The organism is Azorhizobium sp. AG788, from assembly GCF_943371865.1.
Classification (GTDB): Bacteria; Pseudomonadota; Alphaproteobacteria; order Rhizobiales; family Xanthobacteraceae; genus Azorhizobium.
The window spans coordinates 33,957-58,832 of record NZ_CALRWL010000021.1; the positions used below are offsets into that span (position 1 = coordinate 33,957).

The window sequence follows — 24,876 nt, forward strand, 5'->3', positions numbered from 1 at the left end:
GGTCATGGGGCCGGAGGAGTCTTGGCGCTCGGGCCGGTGACGGCGAGGGCTGGGGCGGGTTGGCATTCGGGGCTGGCGGGATCGAAGCCGTGCATGCGCAGGGCCCATTGCAGGCCGATCAGCCCGCCCTTCATCATCGGCAGCAGAATGAGGCTGAGCACCAGGGTCAGCGGCATCCACAGCACCAGATGCACCCACACCTCGGGCCGGTAGATCTCCTCCACCAGCACCAGCAGCGGCACGATGATGTGGCCCAGCACCAGGATCACCGCATAAGGCGGGGCATCGTCGGCGCGGTGGTGATAGAGCGCCTCGCCGCAGGAGGGGCAGTGGTCGGCCACCTTGAGATAGCGCGGGAAGATGGCGCCGACGCCGCACTGCGGGCAGCGGCAGCGCAGGCCGCGCCCGATGGCGCTGGCGACGCTGCGCTGCTCATCCACATAGGTCTTCATGGTCATCAGCGTTTGCGTCCCTTGGGCGGTCGTGACTTCGGTGGCCGGGCCTTGCGCGAACGGGTGGACACCGGCCCGGAACCCTCCGGGTCACCGTGCGTGGTTGGTTCCGCCGCCGCGTGGGGCGGTGCGGCGCGGCCGGGGCCGCGCTTGGTGGCACCGGCCTTGGTCGATGGCGCCCGTCCGGGCGCCGCCTTGCCGGGGCGCCCGAACCCCGGCTTGCCGGGGCGGGCGCGGCCGGGCGTGAACTTGCCGCGGCCCTTCCCCACATAGGAACCTTCACTGAGAAGTTCAAACCGCAACGCCCCGGCCACGGGTGCCGCCTCCACCAACTTGACTTCCACCCGGTCGCCGATGCGGTGCATTTCGCCGCTGCGGTCGCCCACCAGGGCCTGGCGGGTCTCGTCGAAGCGATAATAATCCTGGCCGATGGTGGCGGCGGGCACGAAGCCGTCGGCGCCGGTCTCATCCAGGCACACGAACAGGCCGGCCTTGGTGGCCCCCGTCACCCGCGCGGTAAAGGTGGCGCCGATCTGGTCCGCCAGATGATGGGCGATGAGCCGGTCTACGGTCTCGCGCTCCGCCGCCATGGCGCGCCGTTCGGTCGCGGATATGTCCGCGGCCACTTCCGCCAGCATCTCGACGGTGGTGTTGGCGGGCAAAGCATCCTCTTCGCCCCCCAGCGTGCGCACCAGACCGCGATGCACGATCAGATCCGCATAGCGCCGGATCGGCGAGGTGAAATGGGCGTAGCGGCGCAGGTTGAGGCCGAAATGGCCGTAGTTTTCCGGCGAATACTCCGCCTGCGACTGGCTGCGCAGGATCACCTGATTGACCATGGGCGCGGAATCCGTGCCCACCACCTGGGCCAGGATGCGGTTGAAATCCGATGGCCGCACCTGATCGGACTTGGTCAGGGTGATGTCGAGGGTGGCCAGGAATTCCCGCAGGCTGGAGAGCTTGGCCAGCGTCGGCCCGTCATGGACGCGGAAGATCAGCGGGATCTTCTTCTGCTCCAGCGTCTCGGCGGCGGCCACATTGGCCAGGATCATGAACTCCTCGATCAGCCGATGGGCATCGAGGCGGGGCGGCACGATCACCTTGTCCACGGTGCCGTCCGCCTTCAGCACGATCTTGCGCTCGGGCAGGTCCAGGTCCAGCGGCTGGCGATTGTCGCGGGCCTGCTTCACGCAGGCATAAGCGGCATAGAGCGGGCGCAGCACCCCCTCCAGCAGCACGCTGGTGGTGTCGTCCGGCTGGCCGTCCATCGCCGCCTGGGCCTGGGCATAAGCGAGCTTGGCCGCCGAACGCATCAGGATGCGGTGGAAGGTATGGTGCTTCTTGCGCCCGTCCTTGCCGATGACCATGCGCACCGCCAGCGCCGGACGGTCCTCCAGGGGACGCAGCGAGCACAGGTCGTTGGAGATCCGCTCGGGCAGCATCGGCACGACGCGATCGGGGAAATAGACCGAATTGCCGCGCAGCAGCGCCTCGCGGTCGAGCGCGGTGCCGGGGAGGATGTAGGAGGCCACGTCGGCGATGGCGACCGTGACGATGAAGCCGCCCGCATTGTCCGGGTCCGGGTCGGGCAAAGCGTGGACGGCGTCGTCATGGTCCTTGGCGTCTGCGGGATCGATGGTCAGCAGCGGCAGGTCGCGCCAGTCCTCGCGGCCCTTGGCGCTCACCGGCCTGGCGGCTTCGGCCTCCGCCATCACCGCGCGGGGAAACACATTGGGAATGCCGTGGGCGTGGATGGCCACCAGGCTGATGGCCTTCTCCGACGCCAGCGAACCGAGCCGGTCCTTCACCCGCACAGTCGGCAGACCGAACACCCGCTGGTGGGTCAGCTCCACGGAAACCAGATCGCCGTCCTTGGCGTCGTTCTCGGCCCCGGGCGGCACCAGCATCTCGCGGCCGAGGTTCTTCTTGTCGATGGGAATGATGCGCCCGCCGCCCTCGGGCATGGCGCGGAACACCCCCAGGGAGTGCTTGCGCGCCTTTTCCAGCAGCTTGATCACCTGGCCGGAATAGCCGACGCCCTCTTCGGGATCGTCCGGCTCGACCCGCACCAGAACCCGGTCGGAAAGGCCGGGCGCCGGGCCGCGGCCGCGTTCCGCCGGCTTCAGCAGGATCCGCGGGGCCTCGCCATGGGCGTCCTGATCCCATTCCACCGGGGTGGCGATGAGTTCGCCATCGGCGTCGCGGGAGGTGATGTCCGCCAGAACCACATTGGGCAAGGTGCCGGGCACATGCACCTTGCGGCGGCGCTGATCGACCACCCCCTCGTCCTTCAGGTCGCGCAGCAGGGCTTTCAGTTCCATCTTCTGCGCGGCCCCGAGGCCGAAGGCGCGGGCGATATCGCGCTTGTCCACCGCCCCGCTCTGGGTGGCGATGAAGGCGATGACCTCTTCCTTGCTCGGCAGCACGCCAGCGCGCTTGGGCGGATGCTCGCCGGGGCGCAGGCGTGAGCGGCGGGAGGGGGCGGAAGGCGAGCGGCCGGGGCCGGAAGGACGTTTGGGCAAGAGCGGTTCCCGTGAGCCGGGACCAACGTGGAACGTCGGGTCAGGCATTATGGCGGCGTTAACCTCGCCCCCGAGGAGGCAAGAAAACAACGGGCGATGGTCGCCCTGGACTGTCTTCAAGGCTAGAGCACGATCGATGGCAGTTCAAAGGCAATCGGATCCACAGTCCGGCACCGGCATCGGCGCAGGTGGTGGCGCGGCATGGGGCCGGAATGTGGCGGCGCCCCGACCCGCGCGCATGGCGAGCGCCCCGGCCATGCGGGATACGCCTTGAACCCGTTGAGATCCTGCGAGAAACTACGCAAGCCATCAAACCCCACCCATGTGTGGTGCGGACCGCCCGTCGGTGCGGCCGGCTCCCCCAGTTCCCCGAGGCCGTCATGACCCCGAATGCCGTCGGTGCGCCGCTGGATCATTCCGAGATTCGCGCCATCATCATCGGCATCATGCTGGCGATGCTTTTGGCCTCCCTCGACCAGACCATCGTTGCCACGGCGCTTCCCACCATCGGCGCCGATCTGCACGATTTCGAAAATCTGTCCTGGGTGGTGACCGCCTATCTCATCACCTCCACCGCCGTGACACCGCTCTATGGCAAGCTCAGCGACGTCCATGGACGCCGCGCCATGATGCTGGTGGCGATCACGGTCTTTTCCATCGGCTCCCTGGTGTGTGCCCTGGCGCCGAACATGCTGGCGCTCATCCTGGCGCGCGGGCTTCAGGGGCTGGGCGGCGGCGGGCTGATTTCCCTGGCCCAGACCATCATCGCCGACGTGGTGTCGCCAAAGGAGCGGGGGCGCTACCAGGGCTATATCGCCAGCGTGTTCATGGCCAGCAGCCTCGGCGGCCCGGTGCTGGGCGGCGTGCTGGCGGAGCATGTGCACTGGTCGATGATCTTCTGGATCAATCTGCCCTTGGGTCTCGCCGCTTTCCTGATGACCGACCGCCTGCTGCGCCGCCTGCCGCGCCATGATCGCAAGGCCAAGGTGGACCTGCTGGGCGCGGTGCTGATGATCGTGGCAACGGTCTGCCTGCTGCTGGCCCTGACCTGGGGTGGCGTGCGCTATCGTTGGGACGCGGTGCAGATATTGGCGCTCGGCGCTGCCGCGGCGGTGTTCGCCATCGGCTTTGTCTGGCGCATCGCGACGGCGGAGGAGCCGTTCCTGCCGCTGGCCATTCTGCTGCATCCGGTGGTGGCGTGCGGCACCATCGCCGCTTTGCTGACCATGGGCACGCTGATCGCCCTGTCCATCAACGTGCCGCTCTATTTCGAGACCGTGCGCGGCCTCACCGCCAGCCAGTCGGGGCTGGGGCTGATCCCGCTCATGGGCGGAGTGGTGCTGGGGTCGTGGCTCTCGGGGCGGGCGCTGGCGCGGTTCACCCATTACAAGCGCAGCGCCATCGCCGGCCTGTGCACGTCCATCGCCGGCCTGCTGCTGCTGGCCGTGGGGCCGGAACTGCTGCCGCTCACCGTGCTGGCGGTGGTGTTCGGCCTGATGGGCATGGGCATCGGCTGCCTGCTGCCGGTGACTACCGTGTCGATCCAGAATGCGGTGATGCCCTGGCAGATGGGCACGGCCACCGGCGCCATGAATTTCTTCCGCTCGCTGGGGTCAGCGGTGCTGGTGGCAGTATTTGGCGCCGTGCTGATGGCTGCGCTCGGCATCGTGCCCGGCCAGGGGGATGTGGCCAAGCTCGTCACCGGCTCCGATGCGGCCGGGCTGATCCATGCCTTCCGGCTGGTGTTCGGCTGCGCCGCCGGATGCCTGACGCTGGCGCTCTGTGCGCTGCTGGCCATGGAGGAGCGCCCGTTGCGCACCAATGTGCGCAAGCATGCGGAAGACACCAGCGCGGAAGAATTGGTGGCCGGCGCGGCGGAATAGCGCCGCTCCGGGATGCGCCGGCGCCCAGGGGCGCCGGTCGCGTGCCTTGTCAGTCTTCGGTTGCGGCCTTGGCGGGCTTTTTGGCCGGTGCCTTCTTTGCCGCCGGCTTCTTCGCGGCGGTCTTCTTGGCCGACGCATCGGTCGTGGCGCTGTCGCCGTCGGTGCTGGCCTTGGCCGCAGCCTTCTTGGGGGCCGCCTTCTTCGCCGGTGCCTTGGCCTTCTTGGCCGCGCCGTCGCCGGATGGCTTGCGCGCCGGCTTGCGGGCGGACGGATTGGCCGCCGCCTTGGCCTCGATCAGCACCAAAGCCTGTTCCAGCGTCAGGCTGTCCGGATCCTGCGACTTGGGCAAGGTCGCATTGATCTTGCCGTGGTTCACATAAGGCCCGAAGCGCCCGGCCCGCACGGTGATGGCGCCGCCCTCGGTGGGATGGTCGCCCAAGCCGCGCCCGGCCGGCGCCGCCCCGCGACCGCCACGCCCCTTGGATTGCTTTTCCGCCAAGAGCGTCACCGCGCGGTTGAGGCCGATGACCAGGATGTCGTCGCCGGCCTCCAGATTCGCATAGACCTTGCCGTGCTGGATGTAGGGCCCGAACTTGCCGATGCCGGCGAGCACCGGGGCGCCGTCGTCCGGATGGGTGCCCACGGGACGGGGCAGGGAGAGAAGCGCGAGCGCTGTCTCCAGATCCACATCCGCCGGCGCCAGCCCCTTCGGCAGGCTGGAGCGCTTGGGCTTCTCGCCGTCCACCGCCTCGCCCAGCTGGAGATAGACGCCGAAGCGGCCATCGCGCAGGGTGACTTCCAATCCGGTCACCGGATCAGGACCGAGCTTGCGAATGCCATCGCCTTCCACCGCCGCTTCGCCGGAGAGCGGGCGGGTGTGGCGGCATTCGGGATAATTCGAGCAGCCGATGAAGGCGCCGAACTTGCCCATCTTCAGCGATAGCCGCCCGGTGCCGCAGGTGGGGCACAGGCGGGGATCACTGCCGTCGGTGGTGGCGGGGAACAGATGGGCGGTGAGGATCTCGTCCAGCGCATCGAGCACGTTGGAGACGCGCAGTTCCTTGGTGGCTTCCACCGCCACCGAGAAATCCGCCCAGAAGTCCCGCAACACCTGCTTCCAGTCCAGCTCGGCGGCAGAGACCTTGTCGAGCTTCTCTTCCAGGTCGGCGGTGAAGTCGTACTCCACGTACTTCTTGAAGAAACTTTGCAGGAAGGCGGTGACCAGCCGGCCCTTGTCCTCGGGAACGAGGCGCTTCTTGTCCAGCTTCACATATTCGCGGTCGCGCAGCACGGCGAGCACGGCGGCATACGTGGAGGGGCGGCCGATGCCCAGCTCTTCCATGCGCTTCACCAGCGATGCTTCCGAATAGCGCGGCGGCGGCTCGGTGAAATGCTGGTCGGTGACGATGGCCTTCTTGTCCAGGGCCTCGCCCGTGGACATGGCGGGGAGGCGGCGGCTGTCCTCGTCCTCCTCCTCGTCGTCCTTGCCTTCGCGATAGAGCGCCAGGAACCCGTCGAACTTCACCACGGTGCCGGTGGCGGTGAGTTCCAGGTCGCGGCCGGCGGCGCGGGCGATGATGTCGGCGGTGGTCCGCTCCATCTCCGCCGATTCCATCTGGCTCGCCACGGTGCGGGTCCAGATCAACTCGTAGAGCTTGGCCTGCTCGGGATCGAGATGGCGCGCGGCATCCTTGGGCCGCCGGGTGGGATCGGTGGGCCGGATCGCCTCATGGGCTTCCTGGGCATTCTTGGCCTTGGTGGTGTATTTGCGCGGCACGCCGGGCAGATAGCGCGGGCCGTAATGGCTGGAGATGGCGGCGCGAGTGGCGGCGACCGCCTCCGGCGCCATGTCCACGCCATCGGTTCGCATATAGGTGATGAGACCCACGGTCTCGCCGCCCACGTCCACGCCTTCATACAGGCGCTGGGCGATCTGCATGGTGCGGGCCGGCGCCAGACCGAGCTTGCGGCTGGCTTCCTGCTGCAAAGTGGAGGTGGTGAAGGGCGGCTGCGGATGCCGCCGCATGGGCTTGGCCTCGATGCCGCGCACGCTGAAGGTGGACGACTCCAGGGAGGCGCGGAACGCCGCGGCTTCCTCGGCGGTGCCGACAGACAGGCGGGTGATCTTCTTGCCGTCGGCGCCCGACAGGCGGGCCTCGAAGCCCTCGCCGCGCGGGGTCGCAAGCTGGGCGACGATGGACCAGTATTCCCGCGCTTGGAACAGCTCGATCTCGCGCTCCCGGTCGCAGACCAGGCGCAGCGCCACCGACTGCACACGGCCGGCGGAGCGGGCGCCGGGCAATTTGCGCCACAGCACCGGGGAGAGGGTGAAGCCCACCAGATAATCGAGGGCGCGGCGGGCGAGATAGGCATCCACCAGCGCCACATCGATGGCCCGCGGCGCCTTCATGGCATCCAGCACGGCCTGCTTGGTGATGGCGTTGAACACCACGCGCTCGACCGGCTGGCCCTTGAGCGCCTTCTTCTCGCGCAGCACTTCGAGGACGTGCCAGGAGATGGCTTCCCCTTCGCGATCCGGATCGGTGGCGAGGATCAGGCCATCAGCGCCCTTGACCGCCTTGGCGATCTCGTTGAGGCGCTTCTGGGCCTTGGGGTCCACTTCCCACAGCATGCGGAAGTCCGCATCGGGGTCCACCGAACCGTCCTTGGAGGGGAGGTCCCGGATGTGGCCATACGAAGCGATGACCTCGTAACCCGGACCGAGATATTTGTTGATCGTCTTCGCCTTAGCCGGCGATTCAACGATGACGACCTGCATGGACGAACAATCTCTTGAAAAACGCCGCGGCCCCTTGGCGGCGGCCGCAACATGGGGTTCGACGGCAGGGCTGTCAAATCGCACCCATTCCCAGCTGTCGCCGCGGGATCTTTGTCGCTATGCAACCTAGAGTATGTTGTAAAGCTTCAGGCAACTATCAGGATGTTGTTGGGGTCGAGGTCTGGGAGCGAAGGCATGAGCGGCGCGGCGCCTGAGCGGAAGACGACAGATGCGGACGAGTTTGCCACCTACGTGGCCTCGCTCGCCGGGGAATTGTCCCGCCTTGCGCGTGGGCACGGGTTCCCCACGCTCGCCTATCTGCTGGACATGGCCCGGCTGGAAGCCCGGGCGGCGGTGCCGAAGCCACAAGGGCGTTCGGACCGCGCAATCCGCGCGGACGCCATCCAGGAGTGAGAGGCTCGAATCGGCTGCCTGGCCGCGTCACTCCGGTCGGATCAGCGCCACCCGGCCGCCGTTCTGGCGCTCCAGGCGACCCGCCAGCTCCAGTTCGAGCAACACCACTTGCACCTCGGCCGCAGATGCCTGGGCGAAGCGCACCAGATCGTCGATGGTGGTCGGAACCGGTGAGAGCAGTTCCAGGATGCGTCCGCGCACCCCATCTTCCGGCTCCGGCGAGGCCCCCGGCGGCGCGCGGGGGGCTTCAATTTGGCCCTCGGGACCATCGAACGGCGAGGTGGAAAAGCGCGGGCGTTCAAGCAGCGGCCGCAGCGCCTCGATCACGTCGGCGGCGTCGGTGACCAGGGTCGCGCCCGATTTCAGCAACCGGTTGGTGCCGCCGGCCCGCGGGTCCAGGGGCGAACCGGGAATGGCGAACACTTCGCGCCCCTGCTCGGCAGCCAGACGCGCGGTGATCAACGAGCCGGAGCGTTCCGCCGCCTCCACCACCAGCACGCCCAGGGCCATGCCGGAGACGAGGCGGTTGCGGCGGGGAAAATCCCGCGCGCGGGCCTCCCAGGCCAGCGGCATTTCCGAGACCACGGCCCCAGTCGCCACCACCCGCTCGATCAGGCCGATGTTTTCGGCGGGATAGGGCTTGGCGAGGCCGCCGGCTAAGACACCGATGGTGCCGCCCTCCAGGCTGGCCTCGTGGGCGGCGGTATCCACGCCCCGCGCCAGGCCCGAGACCACCACGAAGCCGGCGTTTGCCAACTCCCGCGCAAACCGTGCCGCCAGCGTGCGGCCGGCGGCGGAGGCGTTGCGGGCACCGACGATGGCGACCTTAGGCGCCATCAGCGCGGCGTCACGTCCGCGCACCGCGATCACCGGCGGCGCATCGTCCAGTACCCGCAGGGCTTCGGGGTAGGCGGCATCGGCCATCAGCACGAAGCGCCCGCCCAGGCGCTCCAGGGCGGCGGTTTCGTCTTCCGCTTCCGCAATGCTGGGGGAGCGGGGCGGCATCAATCGTCCGCCGCGCCGGGCCAGGCTGGGCAAAGCCTCCAATGCCGCGGCGGCGCCGCCGAACTGGTTGACGAGAACGCGAAACGTACGCGGACCGACATTTTCCGTGCGAATCAGGCGCAGCCAGTCCAGTCGCTGGGACGGGGAGAGCCGTGCGCTGCCACCCCGCCCGGCGCTCATCCCTTTGCGCCGATCTTGGTCTCCGTCCCGGACAGCAGGCGGGAGATATTGGCGTGATGCTTGCCCCACAGCAGCAGGGCCAGCAGCGCCAGCAGCAGCCCCACCCGTGGAGCGCCGAGCCCATAAGCGGCGAGCGGCGTCGCCACTGCCGCCACCAAAGCGGCCAGCGAGGAATAGCGGGACAGATAGGCCACCGCGAGCCAGACCACCGCAAAGGCGATGGCGGACGGCCAGAACAGGCCGAGGGCGATGCCCAGGAACGTGGCGACGCCCTTGCCGCCCTTGAATTTCAGCCACACCGGCAGCAGATGGCCCACAAATGCCCCGAGCCCCGCCGCCAGCGCCGCGTCGGCGCCCCACAAGGCACCCGCCACCAGCACCGCCACGGTGCCCTTCAGCGCGTCACCGAGCAGGGTTGCCGCCGCCAGATCCTTGCGCCCCGTGCGCAGCACATTGGTGGCGCCGATATTGCCGGAGCCGATGGTGCGGATATCGGCGGTGCCGGCGAGGCGGGTGATGAGGATGCCGAACGGGATCGAGCCGAGCAGATAGCCCAGCGCCACCGCAGCCAGCGTCAGGGTCGGCGCCAGAGACCAGGAAAAAACCGACATACGGGTCTCGCATCTGGCGCGGGGCGCGCCTTGGGGATCAAACGTATTCGTACACCGTGCGTCCGGCAACGATGGTGCGCAGAACCCGGCCCTGGAGCCGGGCGGAATCGAACGGTGTATTGCGGGAGCGGGACTTCAACTGGGCCGGATCAAGCACGTAGGGCATGTCGGCATCGAGCACGATGACGTCCGCCGGCGCCCCGGGCCGCAGGGTTCCCGCGCGCAGGCCCAGAAGTTCCGCCGGGCGGGTCGACAAGGCATGCAGCACATTCACCAGATCCACCTGGTCGGAATGCACCAGCCGCAGGGCCGCGCTCAGCAGGGTTTCCAGGCCGATGGCGCCCGGCTCCGCCTCGGAGAACGGCAGGCGCTTCATCTCCACATCCTGGGGGTTGTGGTCGGAAACCACCACGTCGATCAGGCCGGAGGCGAGGGCGTGGATCAGGGCTGTGCGGTCCTCTTCCGCGCGCAGCGGCGGGGCGACCTTGAAGAAGGTGCGGTATTGGCCCACATCCAGCTCGTTGAAGCTGAGATGGTTGATGGACACCGAGCAGGTCACCGGCAATCCGGCTTCCTTGGCCCGGGCCAGAACCTCCAGCGATTCGCGGCAGGTGATCGCGGCGGCGTGGTAGCGCCCGCGGGCGCCGTCCACGAGCCGCAGATCGCGCTCCAGGACGATGGTCTCCGCCGCCTTGGGGTTGCCGCCAAGGCCGAGCTTGGTGGCGAACAGGCCCTCGTTCATGGCGCCGCCGGACATGGTGGCGTCCTCGGTGTGATGAACCACCAGAGCGTCGAAGTCGCGGGCATAAGTGAGCGCCCGGCGCAGCACCTGGGCGGAAGCAAGTGAGCGGGCGCCATCGGTGAAGGCCACCGCACCGGCCGCCTGGAGCAGGCCGATCTCGGTCATCTCCTCGCCGCGCAGTCCCTTGGTGAGGGCGGCCATGGGGTGGATGCGGACCACGGCGGTATCGCGCGCCCGGCGCAGGATGAAGTCGACGATGGCCGGATCATCCACCACCGGATCGGTATCGGGCTGGCAGACGATGGTGGTGACGCCGCCGGCGGCCGCCGCATGGCTGGCGGAGGCCAGGGTCTCGCGGTGCTCGGCGCCGGGCTCGCCGATATAGGCGCGCATGTCCACGAGGCCGGGGGCGACGACGGCGCCGCGGCAATCCACCACTTCCGCGCCATCGGGAATGCCCGCGGCAGCGATGCCGAAGGCGGTATCCAGGATGATGCCGCCGGACAACAGTACGTCACCTTGGAAGTCCGAGCCGCGGGACGGGTCGACGATGCGGGCGTTGGCGAGCAGGAGGGGATGGGGCTCGGTCATGGCGGGGCCCCTTCAGGCGTTGGGAAGCTTGCGCGCGAGCGCATCGAGGACGGCCATGCGCACCGCGACCCCCATTTCCACCTGCTCGCGGATCAGGGACTGCGGCCCATCGGCCACCGCCGAGTCGATCTCCACGCCTCGGTTCATGGGGCCGGGGTGCATCACCAGAGCATCGGGCTTGGCGCGCTTCAGCTTGGCTTCGTCGAGGCCGTAATAATGGAAATATTCCTTCACCGAGGGGATGAAGGAACCGGCCATGCGCTCGCGCTGGAGGCGCAGCATCATCACGATGTCCGCATCCTTCAGGCCGCTGTCCATGTTGCGGTGGACCTCAACGCCGAAATTCTCGATGCCCGTTGGCAGTAGCGTGGAGGGGGCCACCACCCGCACCTGCGCGCCCAGCGTGTGCAGCAGCAGGATGTTGGAGCGCGCCACCCGCGAGTGGAGCACGTCGCCGCAGATGGCCACCACCAGTCCGGTGATCTCGCCTTTGTTGCGGCGGATGGTCAGGGCATCCAGCAGCGCCTGGGTGGGATGTTCATGGGCGCCGTCGCCGGCATTGACCACGCAGCAGTCCACCTGCCGGGCCAGCAGGGCCACCGCGCCCGAGGCGTGATGCCGCACCACCAATATGTCGGGGTGCATGGCGTTCAGCGTCATGGCGGTGTCGACCAGGGTCTCGCCCTTCTTCACCGAAGACGTGCCCACCGACATGTTCATCACGTCGGCACCGAGGCGCTTGCCCGCGATCTCGAACGAGGACTGGGTGCGGGTGGACGCTTCGAAGAATAGGTTGATCTGGGTCCGGCCGCGCAGCGCCGTACGTTTCTTTTCGATCTGCCGGTTGAGGACGACGAATTCCTCGGCGAGATCCAGGAGACCGATGATCTCCCGAGCGGATAGCCCGTCGATGCCGAGCAAGTCGCGGCGGTCGAGGGTGAAGGCGGAGGCTGCATGCATGGCAGGCCGGAGCCTTAGCGAGACTCACCCGTGCCTGCAAGGCTCAGCTTGGCCGCAGGGGGGGCGCGGGGCTGTCTTGCTTTTGCCCAAAATACCGTGGAGGGCGAAATGCGGCCATGTTGTCGAACAAGTAGACACAGGAACGACTTGGTTCGTTCAGTCCGCATTCAGCGGGGCAACGTAGTATTAACGCTGATCGGATTGAAGTCATAATTTAGCTTCGATCCCGTTCGATGAAAGCGGACACAGCGTTTTCAGGCGGCCATTGAAGGTGGGTCAAGAGCGACGCTCAGGAGACTAGTAATGACAAGCAGTGTGTCCAATCGGGTCGCTGCGCTCGGCCTCGTGGCTGCGCTCGGTATGTTGGCCGCGTCCCCGGCTTTTTCGGCTTCGCTCTCCAGTGGGGCCGCGCGCCTTCCCGCCCTTGCCGCATCGCCGGTGACGACGGTGCAGTATTATGGCCGCGGCTACGGTCCCCCGCCGCCGTGCTGGAACTGCGGCCGGCGCAACAACAACAATGGCGCTGCCGTGGGTGCCGGGATCGCGCTGGGCATTCTGGGCGCCGCGGCCATCGCCGGTGCCGCCAGCGCTGCTCCCCCGCCGCCGGTCTATTACGAGCCGCCGCCGCCGCCGGTGGTCTATTACGCCCCGCCGCCGCCGCCCCCGGTGATGTATCAGGGCCCGGCCCGGTGCTGGTATGGCGGCCCGCAAGGTGGGTATTGGGGGCCTTGCTGAGCCACGGTTCTCGGGTTCAGTGCTTGCAGATACGAAAGGCGGCCTCGGGGCCGCCTTTTTCATTTGGTCCGCAAGGCCTCAGGCGGGCAGCAAGCCGACCAGGGCAAGCACCACGGGGAGCGTCAGCGCCGCCCCGATGATCTGCACCGTCAGCATCTCGGCCAGAAGCGGCGCGTCTCCGCCCATCTGGCGGGCGAGAACGTAGCCGTTGGGCGCAGATGGAACCGCGCAGACGATGGCCAGGACGGCCAGTTCGGTGCCCCGCAGCCCAAAGGCGAGTCCCAGGCCCACGGCGACGGCGGGCTTCACTGCCAGCTTGAGGAACAGGGTCAGAAACACCACCGGCTTCAGTTCGCGCAGGCGGTCCAATGCGAGGCCGCCGCCGACCACGAGCAGGCCGAGGGCCAGCGAGGCGCGGCCCAGAATATCGCCGAACTCCACCACCACCGCTGGAACCGGGATCGCAAAGCCATTCAGCAGCGCTCCCGCCGCACAGGACCAGATAAAGGGATTGCGCACCAATTGGCTGGCGATGAAGCGGGGCGTGGCATGGGCGGTGCCTGCGTAACGGGCCAGGACAATGACGCAGACCACATTGACCGCCGGGATCATCGCCACCAGGGCCACCGCAGCCACGGTGACGCCCGCGGCGCCATAAAGACCACCAGCCACCGCTAGGGCGATGTAGGTATTCCAGCGGGTGGCGCCCTGGAACAGGGAGGTGAATGCCGGCCCGCTGAGCGCCATGCTGCGGGTCAGCAACGGACGCACCGCCAGCAGCCCCGCCGTCATGATCAGGATCGCCCCCAGCATGGCGCCCACCACCTCCAGCACGCTGACGCCGCGCAGATCGGCCTTGACGGCGGAGACCAGCAGCAGGGCCGGGAACAGGACGAAATAGGTGAGCTGTTCCAGTGCGATCCAATGGTCGGCTTTTTTCAGCAGCAGCCGGCGCAGCACCACCCCCAGCAAGATCACCAGGAAGACCGGGACGAGGGCGGTGAGGATGCTGGTCATGGGATCGGATACCGGAAAGGGCGTTATGAACCCGGCACGGCGGGCGCATGGGGCGGGGAGGTGTGCATAGACCGCCCCGGACGGTCCGACCAGTGGAGTGCGCGCGGGGCGACCGGCGCAGGCATTCAGTTTGCGCGGGGCATTGTGCGGCGGTCCCGAAACGGGACGTTCGGCGGCCTGCCATGCCGGAGGCGGGAACGGAGCGGAACAAAGCCGGCGCGAATCGCAAGCGGCGAGGAGGTCGCGTTTCGTTCCTGCCTTCCCGCGGCGACCGAGGGACCTGCGATGCGCCCCTGTTATCGTCCGAAGCCGCGCCGATTGAGGAAGTCCAGCGCACCTTGAAGAATGAACGCCGCCGCGTGCTGGTCGATGACATTGGCCCGCTTGGCCCGGCTCATGTCCGCCGAGATCAACGCTCGCTCCACTGCCACAGTGGACAGCCGCTCATCCCAGAACGCGATGGGCCGGCCCGAGAGGCGGGCAAAGTTGCGCGCGAACGCGCGGCTCGCCTGGACGCGCGGGCCCTCGGAGCCGTCCATGTTCAGCGGCAGGCCGAGCACGAAGGCCACCGCCTTGCGGTCATCCGCCAGGGCGAGCAGGCGGTTGGCGTCGAGGGTGAATTTGCTGCGCTGGATGGTCTCCACGATGGTCGCCAGCCGGCGGTCGGGATCGCAGGTCGCCACACCGATGGTCTTGGTGCCGAGATCCAGCCCCAGCAGCGAACCGCGCGGCGGCAGCAAAGCGGCGATATCCACCAACGGCGCAACCATGGCGCCGGGCGACGGCACAGTTGGGATATCCCCCTGCGTTGCAAGGGGCGTTGGATCGGCGGCGGGCGGAAGGCGTGTCATGGCCGCACCTAACCAGCCTTGGGCGCGCAACGCCACGGCATATTTCGATCATCGCTCGACCCACTAAGCGGGGAACAGCGTGGCCGCTGGACGCGTTGCGGGGGCTCGGCGCTTACCCGATACTCCGCGCCGAAGAGACACGGCGCTGAACGCGCTGCCGCTCCCCCTTCCTGCACAAAGGGCTACGACCATGAAGATTACCTGGTTCGGACATGCCGCCTTCCGCCTGGATTTTGCCGGCAAGGCGGTGCTCATCGATCCCTTCTTCACCGGCAATCCGTCCTTCAAGGGCACGGTGTCCGAGGCTGCCCATGGCCTCACCCACATTCTGCTCACCCACGGCCATTCCGACCATGTGGGCGATACGGTTGAACTGGTGAAGACGGTGGAGGAGGGCGGCGCCACCGTGCCGGTGGTGGCCAATCCCGAACTGTGCGGCTTTCTGGGCGGGCAGGGCCTGTCCAACTTCCAGATGATGAATACGGGCGGCACCATCGCGCTGGACGGTTTCACTGTCACCATGGTGCGGGCGGACCATTCCTCCGGCGGCGACGGCTCGGTGCCGGCCTATCTGGGCAATCCCACCGGCCTGATCGTGAAGGCCGAGGGCGAGCCGGCGATCTGGCATCTGGGCGACACCGACATCTTCTCCGACATGGCGCTGATCAGCGAGATCCACCAGCCAAAGGTGGCCTTGGTTCCCATTGGTGACCGATTCACCATGGGGCCGGCGGTGGCAGCCCTGGCGGTGCGGCGGTTCCTGAATGTGGAAACGGTGGTGCCCTGCCACTTTGGCTCGTTCCCGCCTCTGGTGCAGGACGCGTCCGGCTTCGTGGCGGCGCTGGAAGGCCATCCGGTCAAGGTGGTGGTGGCCAAAAGCGGGCAGAGCTTCGAGGTCTAAGGCGGGGGACGTTGCCCCCGCTTCGCTCTCAGTGCAGCGGCTGGGCCCCCGCCCCGTCCTTGTCGTGCTGCGCGAACCGTTCCACCAGGGTTGCGCTGGCGGCATTGAGGCCAATGACCTCGACCACGCGACCGTTTCGTCGCGCCTTGAACACCACCTGATCGAGGGCGCCGATGGCTGAGATGTCCCAGAAATGGGCGTCGGTGACATCGATGACGATGCGATCCACGTCCTCGGTGACGTGGATCGCATCGCGAAACGTCCCGGCGGAGGCGAAGAACACCTGTCCTTCCACCCGGTAGGTGCGCACCCGCCCATCCGCGGACAGGGTGGAGGAGACCCGGCTCAGGCGAGACACCTTGCTGGCGAAGAACATGCCAGAGAGCAGCACGCCCACCAGCACGCCCTTGGCCAGGTCGTTGGTGGCGACGACGGTGGCGACCGTCGCCAGCATCACGATGGAAGACTGCGCAGGATTGGAGCGCAGCCGGACGATGGACTGCCAGGAGAAGGTGTTGATGGAGACCATCAGCATCACCGCGGTCAGCGCCGCCACCGGTACGATGGCGAGCAGGTCTTGGAGCGCCACCAGCAGGATCAGGAGCGCAAGCCCGGCGGTGAGGGTGGACAGGCGCCCACGCGCCCCCGACGACACATTGATGACCGACTGGCCGATCATGGCGCAGCCACCCATGCCGCCGAACACCGCGGAGGCGATGTTGGCGAGCCCCTGGCCCGCGCATTCGCGGTTCTTGTCGCTGGACGTGTCGGTGAGGTCGTCGACGATCTGCGCTGTGAGCAGCGATTCCAGCAGACCCACCGCAGCCAGTGTCAGGGCGATGGGCACCAGGATGCGCAGGGTCTCAAAGGTGTAAGGCACCTGCGGCAAGCCGAAGCTGGGCAGGGTCGAGGGCAGTTCCCCCAGATGCGCCACCGTACGCACATCCAGATGGAACAGTGCACTGATCGCCGTGAGAACGACGATCGCCACCAGGGGCGACGGCACGGCTCGGGTGAGGCGGGGAAAGAGATAGATGATGCCCAGCCCCAGGGCGATCAGGCCATAGGTGGCCGGCGGTACGTTCACCAGTTCCGGCAATTGGGCCAGGAAGATCAGGATCGCCAAGGCGTTGACGAAACCGGTCATCACCGATTGCGAAACGAAGCGCATCAGCCGCCCGAGCTTCAGCAACGCCGCCGCGATCTGGAACAGGCCCATGAGGATGGTGGCGGCGAACAGATATTGCACGCCATGGTCCCGGACCAAGCCGGACATCAAGACCGCGGTGGCGGCGGTGGCGGCGGAGATCATGGCCGGGCGCCCGCCAGTGAAGGCGATGACGCAGGCGATCACCACCGAGGCATAAAGCCCGACCTTGGGATCAACCCCGGCGATCACCGAGAAGCCGATGGCTTCGGGAATGAGCGCCAGCGCCACCACCAGGCCCGACAGGAAATCCCCGCGCACGTTGGAGGTCCACTCGCGGGTGGAAAACAGGGAAAATGTCATCAGAAGGGATTCCGCAAAGCAGGCACGCCCGTTCAGCCGGTCTGAGGCTGGGTCAATGGTGCCATTTGCGTGGTCCGGCGGATCGGCGGCCGGAAGAGCCACCCGGAATTTCACCGGGTCCCGTGAATACCTCAGTCATATCCAGCCGGACCGCCCATGGCAACATGCGGCCGCGTACGCCCCACCGGACCGCAGCCGCTTGCATGGGGCGCCCACGCGCCGCGTTGCCCGGTCTTCCGACCGCGCTATAAGGAGCGATGCCCGCCACACAGACGTTCGAGTCGCCCCAGGATCCCAAGGACGTTCTGCGCCACGTCTTCGGCTATGACAGCTTCCGGGGGCCGCAGGCGGAGATCGTCCAGCATCTGGTGGAGGGCGGCGACGCCTTGGTGCTGATGCCCACCGGCGGCGGCAAGTCATTGTGCTATCAGGTTCCGGCTTTGGTGCGGCCGGGCACTGGCATCATCATTTCGCCCCTGATTGCCCTGATGCACGATCAGGTGCAGGCGCTGCGCCAATTGGGCGTGCGGGCGGCGGCGCTGAATTCCGCGCTCCAGCCGGGCGAGGCGCGGCAGGTGGAGCGCGCCTTCGCCCTGGGCGAGCTGGATATGCTCTATGTGGCGCCCGAGCGCCTGTTCACCGACAGCTTCCAGACCTTGCTGCAGGGCGCGCGCATCGCTTTGTTCGCCATCGACGAGGCGCACTGCGTCTCGCAATGGGGGCATGATTTCCGGCCCGAATATCGGCAGCTCACCATGCTGCACGAGCGCTTTCCCTCGGTGCCGCGCATCGCGCTGACCGCCACCGCCGACGGCCCCACCCGGCGCGAGATTGTCGAGCGGCTGGGGCTGGAGAATGGGCGGGTGTTCCTGTCCAGCTTCGACCGGCCCAACATCCGCTATCGCATCGCCCCCAAAGCCAATCCCAAGGCGCAATTGCGCGCCTTCCTGGATGAGCATGTGGACGAGGCCGGCATCATCTACTGCATGAGCCGCGCCAAGGTGGAGCAGACCGCCGATACGCTGAATGCCGAAGGCCGCACCGCGCTGCGCTATCATGCGGGCCTGGATGCGGAGACCCGCGCCCGCAATCAGGACCGCTTCATCAAGGAAGAGGGCGTGGTGATGGTGGCCACCATCGCCTTCGGCATGGGCATCGACAAGCCGGACGTGCGGTTCGTGGTGCACCTGGACCTGCCCAAGAGCATTGAGGCCTATTACCAGGAGACCGGCCGCGCCGGCCGCGACGGCCTGCCGTCCGAAGCGCTGCTGCTCTATGGCGTCGAGGATGTGGCCAAGCTGATCCAGTTCGTGGAAGCCTCCGACGCGCCGGAGGCCCGCAAGCGGGTGGAGCGCCAGAAGCTCGATGCGCTGCTGGGCCTGTGCGAGACCGCCAGTTGCCGGCGGCAGGTGCTGTTGTCCTATTTCGAAGAGACGCTGCCGGAGCCGTGCGGCAATTGCGATACCTGCCTGGAGCCGGTGAAGACCTTCGACGGCACGCAGGTGGTGCAGAAGCTTCTGTCCTGCGTCTATCGCACCGGCGAGCGCTTCGGCGCGGGCCATGTGATCGACGTGCTGCTGGGGGTGGGCAACGATCGGGCGCTCAAGCTCGGCCATGACAAGATTTCCACCTTCGGCATCGGCAAGGATCTCTCCCGCGATGAATGGCGCGCCGTGGTGCGCCAGGTTGTGGCATTGGGCCTGTTGCAGGTGGATGTGGAAGGCCATGGCGGCCTCAGCCTGTCGGCCGAATGCCGCCCGGTCCTGCGCGGCGAGCGCACCGTGCAGCTCAAGGTGGAGGCGCGCGCCCGGCCGGCGCGCGCCGGCGGCGCGGCCGGGGGACGGGGCCCGAAGCCCGCGCTCAGCGATCCGGCGGACGAGCAACTGTATCAGAAGCTGCGCGGCCTGCGCCTGGAACTGGCCCGCGCCCAGAGCGTCCCACCCTATGTGATTTTTCACGATGCCACCTTGATGGAGATCGTCCGCGTGCGCCCGCGCTCGCTGGCGGCGCTGGGGGATGTCTCCGGCGTCGGCGAGGCCAAGCTGGAGCGCTATGGTCCGGTCTTTTTGGAAGCGGTACGGGGCGGTTAGGGCCGCCACTGCGGTGAACGCCTGTGGCCATGAGGAACGCCGGTTGCTCAGAAGGCTTTCCCGCCGGGAACGCCCTTGCTATAGCGGCCATAGCTTAAGGAGCATGTCATGTCCGTCGATCAGGCGACCGTTCGCCGCGTGGCGCATCTCGCGCGCATCGCGGTGCGCGAGGAAGAGCTGGAGCCCCTGCAGGGCGAACTGAACGCCATCCTCGCCTTTGTGGAGCAATTGGCGGATCTGGACGTGTCCTCCATCGAGCCCATGACCGGCGTCATTCCAATGGAACTGCCCATGCGCGAGGACGTGGTCAACGATGGCCACATCCCCGAACTGATCCTTGCCAACGCCCCGCAGTCCGAGGGCGGATTCTTCACGGTGCCGAAGGTGGTGGAATGACCGCGCTCAATCGTCTGACCCTCACCCAGGCGCGCGAAGGCCTCGCCAAGCGCGAGTTCACCTCCGTCGAGCTGACTGAGTCTTATGTCACCGCCATGGAGCAGGCGCGCGGGCTCAATGCCTATGTGCTGGAGACCGCCGAGCAGGCGCTGGCCATGGCCGCCGAGAGCGACAAGCGCATCGACAGCGGCGACGCCGGCAAGCTGGAAGGCCTGCCCCTGGGCATCAAGGACATGTTCTGCACCAAGGACGTGCGGACCACCGCCTGCTCGAAGATTCTCGGGGACTTCGTGCCGCCCTACGAATCCAGCGTCACCTCCCGCCTGTGGGCGGATGGCGCCGTCATGCTCGGCAAGCTGAACAATGACGAGTTCGCCATGGGCTCCTCCAACGAAAGCTCGGCTTTCGGCCCGGTGGTCTCGCCCTGGCAGCGCGAGAAGGACCAGGCCCCTCTGGTGCCCGGCGGGTCTTCCGGCGGCTCGGCCGCGGCGGTGGCCGCGTTCCTGTGCGCCGGCGCCACGGCCACCGACACCGGCGGCTCCATCCGCCAGCCGGCGGCCTTCACCGGCACCGTGGGCATCAAACCCACCTATGGCCGCTGCTCGCGCTACGGCATCATCGCTTATGCCTCGTCGCTGGATCAGGCCGGCCCCATCGCCCGCACCGTGAATGATGCGGCGGTGCTGCTGCGCTCCATGGCCGGCTTCGACCCCAAGGATTCCACCAGCGTGAATCGCGCGGTGCCCGATTATGAGGACGCGGTCGGCGCTTCCATCCGGGGCAAGCGCATCGGCATTCCACGCGAGTACCGGGTCGAGGGGCTGGACCCCGAGATCGCGGGCCTATGGGAAGAGGGCGCCCAGTGGCTGCGCGATGCGGGCGCGGAGGTGGTGGACATCACCTTGCCGCACACCAAATACGCGCTGCCGGCCTATTATATCGTGGCACCGGCGGAAGCCTCTTCGAACCTCGCGCGCTATGACGGCGTGCGCTACGGCCTGCGGGTGCCCGGCCGTGACATTGCCGACATGTATGAGCGCACCCGCGCCGCCGGCTTCGGTCCGGAAGTGCGCCGCCGCATCATGATCGGCACCTATGTGCTCTCGGCGGGCTATTACGACGCCTATTATCTCAAGGCGCAGAAGGTCCGCACCCTGATCAAGCGCGACTTCGACGACGTGTTCGCGCAGGGGGTGGATGCGGTGCTCACTCCCGCGACGCCGTCTGCGGCGTTCGGCATCGGCGAGAAGTCCAGCGCCGATCCAGTGGAGATGTATCTCCAGGACGTGTTCACGGTGACGGTGAATCTGGCCGGCCTGCCGGGAATTTCCGTGCCCGGCGGCTTCTCCTGCAACAACCTGCCGCTGGGGCTCCAGCTGATCGGGCGCCCGTTCGAGGAAGAGACATTGTTCTCCCTCGCCCAGGTCATCGAGGACGCTGCCGGCCGCTTCCCCGTGGAGGATGCCTGGTGGGAGGCGTGACGCCCGCCGATCCCGAGGCCGCCGCCCGCGTGCTGCTGGCGGAGGCGCGGGCCGATATCGACGCGCTGGACGACCAGATGGTCGACCTTCTGATCCAGCGGGTCGCGGTGGTGGAGCGGGTTCTGGTGATCAAGCGGCAGGCGGGCATTCCCGCTTTGCTGCCGGAGCGGGTGGAGGAAGTGGTGGAGCGGGTCTGCGCCCGCGCCCGTGCCGCCGGCCTGCCGGAGGATCTCACCGATGCTTTATGGCGCCGGCTGATCCAATGGACCATCGACTATGAGAACGAACGCCTGGTCTAAACGGTGAAACGCCCGGCCTGTTGCCAGGGCAGGTGCGCCGGGATTACCACACTCAAGACAGCGGCTCTGGCCGCGTGATGCAGGAACGCCGATGACCGTCCATGTCCGCCCCGCCGATCCCCGCAAGCTCATCAAGGGCAATACCGGTGACTGGGAAGTGGTGATCGGCATGGAAGTCCATGCCCAGGTCGCCTCCAATGCCAAGCTGTTCTCCGGCGCCTCCACCGCCTTCGGTGGACCGCCGAACGATCATGTGTCGCTGGTGGATGCGGCCATGCCCGGCATGCTGCCGGTCATCAACAAGGAATGCGTCGCCCAGGCGGTGCGCACCGGCCTCGGCCTGAAGGCGCAGATCAATCTGCGCTCCACCTTCGACCGCAAGAATTATTTCTATCCGGACCTGCCCCAGGGCTATCAGATCAGCCAGTTCAAGAGCCCCATCGTCGGCGAGGGCGTGGTGATCGTCGATCTGATCGACGGCGAGAGCATCCATGTGGGTGTGGAGCGCCTGCATCTGGAACAGGATGCGGGCAAGTCGATCCACGATCTGTCGCCCACCTTGAGCTTCGTCGACCTGAACCGCTCCGGCGTGGCGCTGATGGAGATCGTTTCGCGGCCGGACCTGCGCTCGTCGGAGGAGGCGCGCGCCTATGTGACCAAGCTGCGCTCCATCCTGCGCTATCTGGGCACCTGCGACGGCGACATGGAGAAGGGCAACCTGCGCGCGGACGTGAATGTCTCCGTGCGCCGCCCCGGCGAGCCGCTCGGCACCCGCTGCGAAATCAAGAACGTCAATTCCATCCGCTTCATCGGTCAGGCCATCGAGGTGGAGGCCCGGCGCCAGATCCAGATCATCGAGGATGGCGGCACCATCGACCAGGAAACGCGCCTGTTCGATCCCGGCAAAGGCGAAACCCGCTCCATGCGCTCCAAGGAAGAGGCGCATGACTATCGCTATTTCCCCGATCCCGATCTGCTGCCTTTGGTACTGCACCCGGACGACGTGACCGCGCTGGCGGCCCAGCTCCCCGAACTGCCGGATGAGAAGAAGGCGCGCTTCATCGCCACCTACGGCCTCAGCCCCTATGACGCCGGCGTGCTGGTATCCGAGCAGGTGACGGCGGCCTATTTCGAGCAGGTGGCCACCGGGCGCGACGGCAAGGCGGCGGCAAATTTCGTCATCAACGAGCTGTTCGGCCGCCTCAACAAGGACGGCAAGGATGTCACCACTTCGCCGGTGTCTCCGGCCCAGGTGGCGACCATTGTCGATCTGATGAGCGAGGGCGTGATCTCGTCCAAGATCGCCAAGGATCTGTTCGAGATCATCTATACCGAAGGCGGCGATCCGCGCGTGGTGGTGGAAGAGCGGGGCCTCAAGCAGGTCACCGATACTGGCGCCATCGAGAAAGTGGTGGACGACATCATCGCCGCCAACCCGGACAAGGTGGCTCAGGTTCTGGCCAAGCCCACCATGCTGGGTTGGTTCGTCGGCCAGGCCATGAAGGCCTCCGGGGGCAAGGCGAACCCCCAGGCGCTCAATGATATCCTGAAGCGCAAGCTGGGCATCTGAGGCCTGGACTGCGCGTCGCCCATGGCGTCGCGCAGTTGACGTGCATGCCGCCCTATGGTGCCGCCGCGGTGTGACTGCGGGGGCAGGGATGCGGAAAATTGGCTTGATCATGTTCGGGGCGCTGCTGGGGGCGGGCATGGCCCTGTCGGTGTCCCCCGGCCTGCGGGCATTTCCGGCGGCCGAGCCGTCCATGCTGGGGACGTGGACCGCAGACAGCTATCATGCATCCGCCCGACACGGGCTGTTTGGCCTTGCCGAGCCGAAGGCCACGGCGTTCGGTGCCGTGGCACAGCCGGCGTCGCTCACCACAGAGCCGAACATGTCGGCTTGGGCGCTGTCCTTCACCTCCCAAAAGGGCGGGGCGTTCACCGGCAAGGCGACCTCGCCCACCGGCGAGAGCGTGCCGGTGGTTGGGGCGTTCCGCAGCGACGGCAAGCGGATCGTTTATTCAACGCCCTTTGGCAGCGGCAGCGGCGAGGTGGATGGCGGTAGCCTGGAATGGTGTTTCACCAACAGCGCGGCGACATTCGCCTCGGCCGAATGCACGGTCTACCGCCGCACCCCTTAGCGGACGCGGGCGCCCCTAGCCGAGGGCGCGCCAGCCGATGTCGTTGCGATAGAAGCCATCGGGCCAGTCGATGAGCCCGGCGGCCTCATAGGCCTGGTCGCGGGCTTCCTTGAGGGTCGGCGCCACGGCGGTCACGTTGAGCACCCGTCCGCCATTGGACAACAACTGGGCGCCCAGGCGCTTGGTGCCCGCATGGAAGATCAGCACGCCATCCACCGCCGCTGCGGCCTCCAGGCCGCGAATCTCAGTGCTTTTGAGATGGGCGCCGGGGTAGCCGCGGCTGGCATAAGCGATGGTAATGGCCGCGGAGTCGGACCAGGTGACGGAAATGTCCTTGAGCCGCCCATGGGCCACGGCTGCCAGGGTCTCCAGCAGGTCGCCGGTGAAGCGGGGCATCAGCACCTGGCATTCGGGATCGCCGAAGCGGCAGTTGTATTCCACCAGTTTCGGGCCGTCGGCGGTCAGCATCAGGCCGGCATAGAGGATGCCGCGATAGGGCGTGCCGGCGGCCACCATGGCCTTGGCGGTCGGCACGACGATTTCGGCGATGGCCCGCTGTTCCAACTCCGGGGTCAGGATCGGCGCGGGGGAATAGGCGCCCATGCCGCCGGTGTTGGGGCCGAGATCACCGTCGAAGGCCCGCTTGTGATCCTGCGCGCTGCCGAAGGGCACCACGGTCTCGCCATCCACGAGGCAGAACAGGCTGGCTTCCTCGCCCTCCATGAACGCCTCGATCAGCACTTCCTGCCCGCCGCCGGCGAACACCTGGTCGATGGCCTCGATGGCTTCTTCCACCGACAGTGCCACCACCACGCCCTTGCCGGCCATCAGGCCGTCGGCCTTGATGACGATGGGCGCGCCCTCGGCGGTCACATAGGCCCAGGCGTCCTCAGCCTTGGTGAAGCGCCCGAAGGCGGCGGTGGGAATGCCGTTGGCGCGGCACAATTCCTTGGTGAACAGCTTGGAGCCTTCGAGCCGTGCGGCCGCGGCGGTGGGACCGAACGCGGCGATGCCCGCTTCGCTCAGCCGATCCACCAGCCCGGCCACAAGTGGCGCCTCCGGGCCGACCACCACCAGATCGATCGCATTGGCCTTGCACCAGCGCACCAGGGTGTCGTGGGCCGACAGGGGAATGCCCTCCACCAGCTCGGCGAGATCACCGATGCCGGGATTGCCGGGCAGCGCGTAAAAGCGGCCCATGCCGGCGCTCTGGGCGAGCTTCCAGGCAAGGGCGTGTTCACGGCCACCGGAGCCGAGCAGGAGCACGTTCATCAGCATCATCCCCGTTTGGTCTTGGCTATCGGCTCCCGGGTCCGTGA

21 protein-coding genes and 1 other annotated feature are annotated in these 24,876 nt (G+C 67.4%); of the genes, 10 read left to right on the forward strand and 11 right to left on the reverse strand.

Going from position 1 to position 24,876, the window contains the following annotated elements; genetic code table 11:
- Positions 1-2 precede the first annotated feature (2 nt).
- Together AAG816_RS13825 and rnr are read right to left on the reverse strand one after the other, a co-directional pair.
- Positions 3-458 (reverse strand): DUF983 domain-containing protein, encoded by a 456-nt coding sequence (locus AAG816_RS13825; protein ID WP_341990228.1) that lies wholly within the window; start codon positions 456-458, stop codon positions 3-5.
- Positions 458-2,875 carry a ribonuclease R gene (rnr, locus tag AAG816_RS13830; RefSeq protein WP_341990276.1) on the reverse strand — a complete coding sequence of 806 codons (2,418 nt, stop codon included), beginning with the start codon at positions 2,873-2,875 and terminating at the stop codon, positions 458-460. The genes AAG816_RS13825 and rnr overlap by 1 nt, the downstream gene beginning before the upstream one ends.
- A 479-nt stretch (positions 2,876-3,354) precedes the next feature.
- Here rnr and AAG816_RS13835 point away from each other — a divergent pair, with 479 nt between their 5' ends.
- The gene (locus AAG816_RS13835; protein ID WP_341990229.1) at positions 3,355-4,857 is read left to right on the forward strand and encodes an MDR family MFS transporter; all 1,503 of its coding nucleotides are present in this window, start codon (positions 3,355-3,357) and stop codon (positions 4,855-4,857) included.
- Between the two features lie 49 nt (positions 4,858-4,906).
- Here AAG816_RS13835 and topA read toward each other — a convergent pair whose 3' ends face one another.
- Complete coding sequence (topA, locus tag AAG816_RS13840; protein ID WP_341990230.1) at positions 4,907-7,636, reverse strand: type I DNA topoisomerase; 2,730 nt, start codon at positions 7,634-7,636, stop codon at positions 4,907-4,909.
- Positions 7,637-7,831: 195 nt separating this feature from the next.
- On the opposite strand from topA, the gene AAG816_RS13845 reads away from it, so the two are divergent.
- Positions 7,832-8,050 (forward strand): hypothetical protein, encoded by a 219-nt coding sequence (locus AAG816_RS13845; RefSeq protein ID WP_341990231.1) that lies wholly within the window; start codon positions 7,832-7,834, stop codon positions 8,048-8,050.
- Positions 8,051-8,077: 27 nt separating this feature from the next.
- Here the strand turns inward: AAG816_RS13845 and dprA are convergent, their stop codons facing one another.
- Genes dprA through AAG816_RS13865 form a run of 4 tightly spaced genes read right to left on the reverse strand, consistent with a single transcriptional unit; the run spans position 8,078 to position 12,139 of the window.
- The gene (gene dprA / locus AAG816_RS13850; RefSeq protein WP_341990232.1) at positions 8,078-9,235 is read right to left on the reverse strand and encodes a DNA-processing protein DprA; all 1,158 of its coding nucleotides are present in this window, start codon (positions 9,233-9,235) and stop codon (positions 8,078-8,080) included.
- Positions 9,232-9,846, reverse strand: a complete 615-nt coding sequence (plsY, locus tag AAG816_RS13855; protein ID WP_341990233.1) for a glycerol-3-phosphate 1-O-acyltransferase PlsY — start codon at positions 9,844-9,846, stop codon at positions 9,232-9,234. Before plsY ends, dprA begins: the two co-directional genes overlap by 4 nt.
- A 37-nt stretch (positions 9,847-9,883) precedes the next feature.
- Positions 9,884-11,179, reverse strand: a complete 1,296-nt coding sequence (locus tag AAG816_RS13860) for a dihydroorotase (RefSeq protein WP_341990234.1) — start codon at positions 11,177-11,179, stop codon at positions 9,884-9,886.
- A 12-nt stretch (positions 11,180-11,191) separates the two neighbouring features.
- Complete coding sequence (locus tag AAG816_RS13865; protein WP_341990235.1) at positions 11,192-12,139, reverse strand: aspartate carbamoyltransferase catalytic subunit; 948 nt, start codon at positions 12,137-12,139, stop codon at positions 11,192-11,194.
- 303 nt (positions 12,140-12,442) lie between these two features.
- Between AAG816_RS13865 and AAG816_RS13870 the strand changes: the two genes are divergently transcribed.
- Positions 12,443-12,874 (forward strand): hypothetical protein, encoded by a 432-nt coding sequence (locus AAG816_RS13870; protein ID WP_341990236.1) that lies wholly within the window; start codon positions 12,443-12,445, stop codon positions 12,872-12,874.
- Between the two features lie 78 nt (positions 12,875-12,952).
- On the opposite strand, the gene AAG816_RS13875 is transcribed toward AAG816_RS13870, so the two are convergent.
- Complete coding sequence (locus AAG816_RS13875; RefSeq protein ID WP_341990237.1) at positions 12,953-13,891, reverse strand: AEC family transporter; 939 nt, start codon at positions 13,889-13,891, stop codon at positions 12,953-12,955.
- Positions 13,892-14,187: 296 nt separating this feature from the next.
- Entirely contained in the window at positions 14,188-14,661 is a 474-nt protein-coding gene (gene ruvX, locus AAG816_RS13880; protein ID WP_341990278.1) for a Holliday junction resolvase RuvX, read from the reverse strand.
- 271 nt (positions 14,662-14,932) lie between these two features.
- Here ruvX and AAG816_RS13885 point away from each other — a divergent pair, with 271 nt between their 5' ends.
- Positions 14,933-15,643, forward strand: a complete 711-nt coding sequence (locus AAG816_RS13885; protein WP_341990238.1) for a metal-dependent hydrolase — start codon at positions 14,933-14,935, stop codon at positions 15,641-15,643.
- Positions 15,644-15,671: 28 nt separating this feature from the next.
- On the opposite strand, the gene AAG816_RS13890 is transcribed toward AAG816_RS13885, so the two are convergent.
- Positions 15,672-17,153, reverse strand: a complete 1,482-nt coding sequence (locus tag AAG816_RS13890) for a SulP family inorganic anion transporter (protein ID WP_341990239.1) — start codon at positions 17,151-17,153, stop codon at positions 15,672-15,674.
- A 68-nt stretch (positions 17,154-17,221) separates the two neighbouring features.
- Positions 17,222-17,277, reverse strand: a sequence feature (sul1 is cis-regulatory element that is thought to sense ions involved in sulfur or methionine metabolism; They are found in Alphaproteobacteria).
- Between the two features lie 133 nt (positions 17,278-17,410).
- Here AAG816_RS13890 and recQ point away from each other — a divergent pair.
- From recQ to AAG816_RS13920, 6 genes are all read left to right on the forward strand, one after another.
- Entirely contained in the window at positions 17,411-19,243 is a 1,833-nt protein-coding gene (recQ, locus tag AAG816_RS13895) for a DNA helicase RecQ (protein ID WP_341990240.1), read from the forward strand.
- Between the two features lie 108 nt (positions 19,244-19,351).
- Positions 19,352-19,639, forward strand: coding sequence for an Asp-tRNA(Asn)/Glu-tRNA(Gln) amidotransferase subunit GatC (gatC, locus tag AAG816_RS13900; protein WP_341990241.1), 288 nt, complete (start codon positions 19,352-19,354; stop codon positions 19,637-19,639).
- Complete coding sequence (gene gatA / locus AAG816_RS13905) at positions 19,636-21,120, forward strand: Asp-tRNA(Asn)/Glu-tRNA(Gln) amidotransferase subunit GatA (RefSeq protein ID WP_341990242.1); 1,485 nt, start codon at positions 19,636-19,638, stop codon at positions 21,118-21,120. The genes gatC and gatA overlap by 4 nt, the downstream gene beginning before the upstream one ends.
- A complete protein-coding gene (locus tag AAG816_RS13910) occupies positions 21,108-21,419 on the forward strand; it encodes a chorismate mutase (RefSeq protein ID WP_341990243.1) in 312 nt (103 codons plus the stop codon). The genes gatA and AAG816_RS13910 overlap by 13 nt, the downstream gene beginning before the upstream one ends.
- Before the next feature lie 91 nt (positions 21,420-21,510).
- A complete protein-coding gene (gene gatB / locus AAG816_RS13915) occupies positions 21,511-22,989 on the forward strand; it encodes an Asp-tRNA(Asn)/Glu-tRNA(Gln) amidotransferase subunit GatB (protein WP_341990244.1) in 1,479 nt (492 codons plus the stop codon).
- 103 nt (positions 22,990-23,092) lie between these two features.
- Complete coding sequence (locus AAG816_RS13920; protein ID WP_341990245.1) at positions 23,093-23,557, forward strand: hypothetical protein; 465 nt, start codon at positions 23,093-23,095, stop codon at positions 23,555-23,557.
- Between the two features lie 15 nt (positions 23,558-23,572).
- On the opposite strand, the gene purD is transcribed toward AAG816_RS13920, so the two are convergent.
- The gene (gene purD, locus AAG816_RS13925; protein ID WP_341990246.1) at positions 23,573-24,829 is read right to left on the reverse strand and encodes a phosphoribosylamine--glycine ligase; all 1,257 of its coding nucleotides are present in this window, start codon (positions 24,827-24,829) and stop codon (positions 23,573-23,575) included.
- Positions 24,830-24,876: the final 47 nt, after the last annotated feature.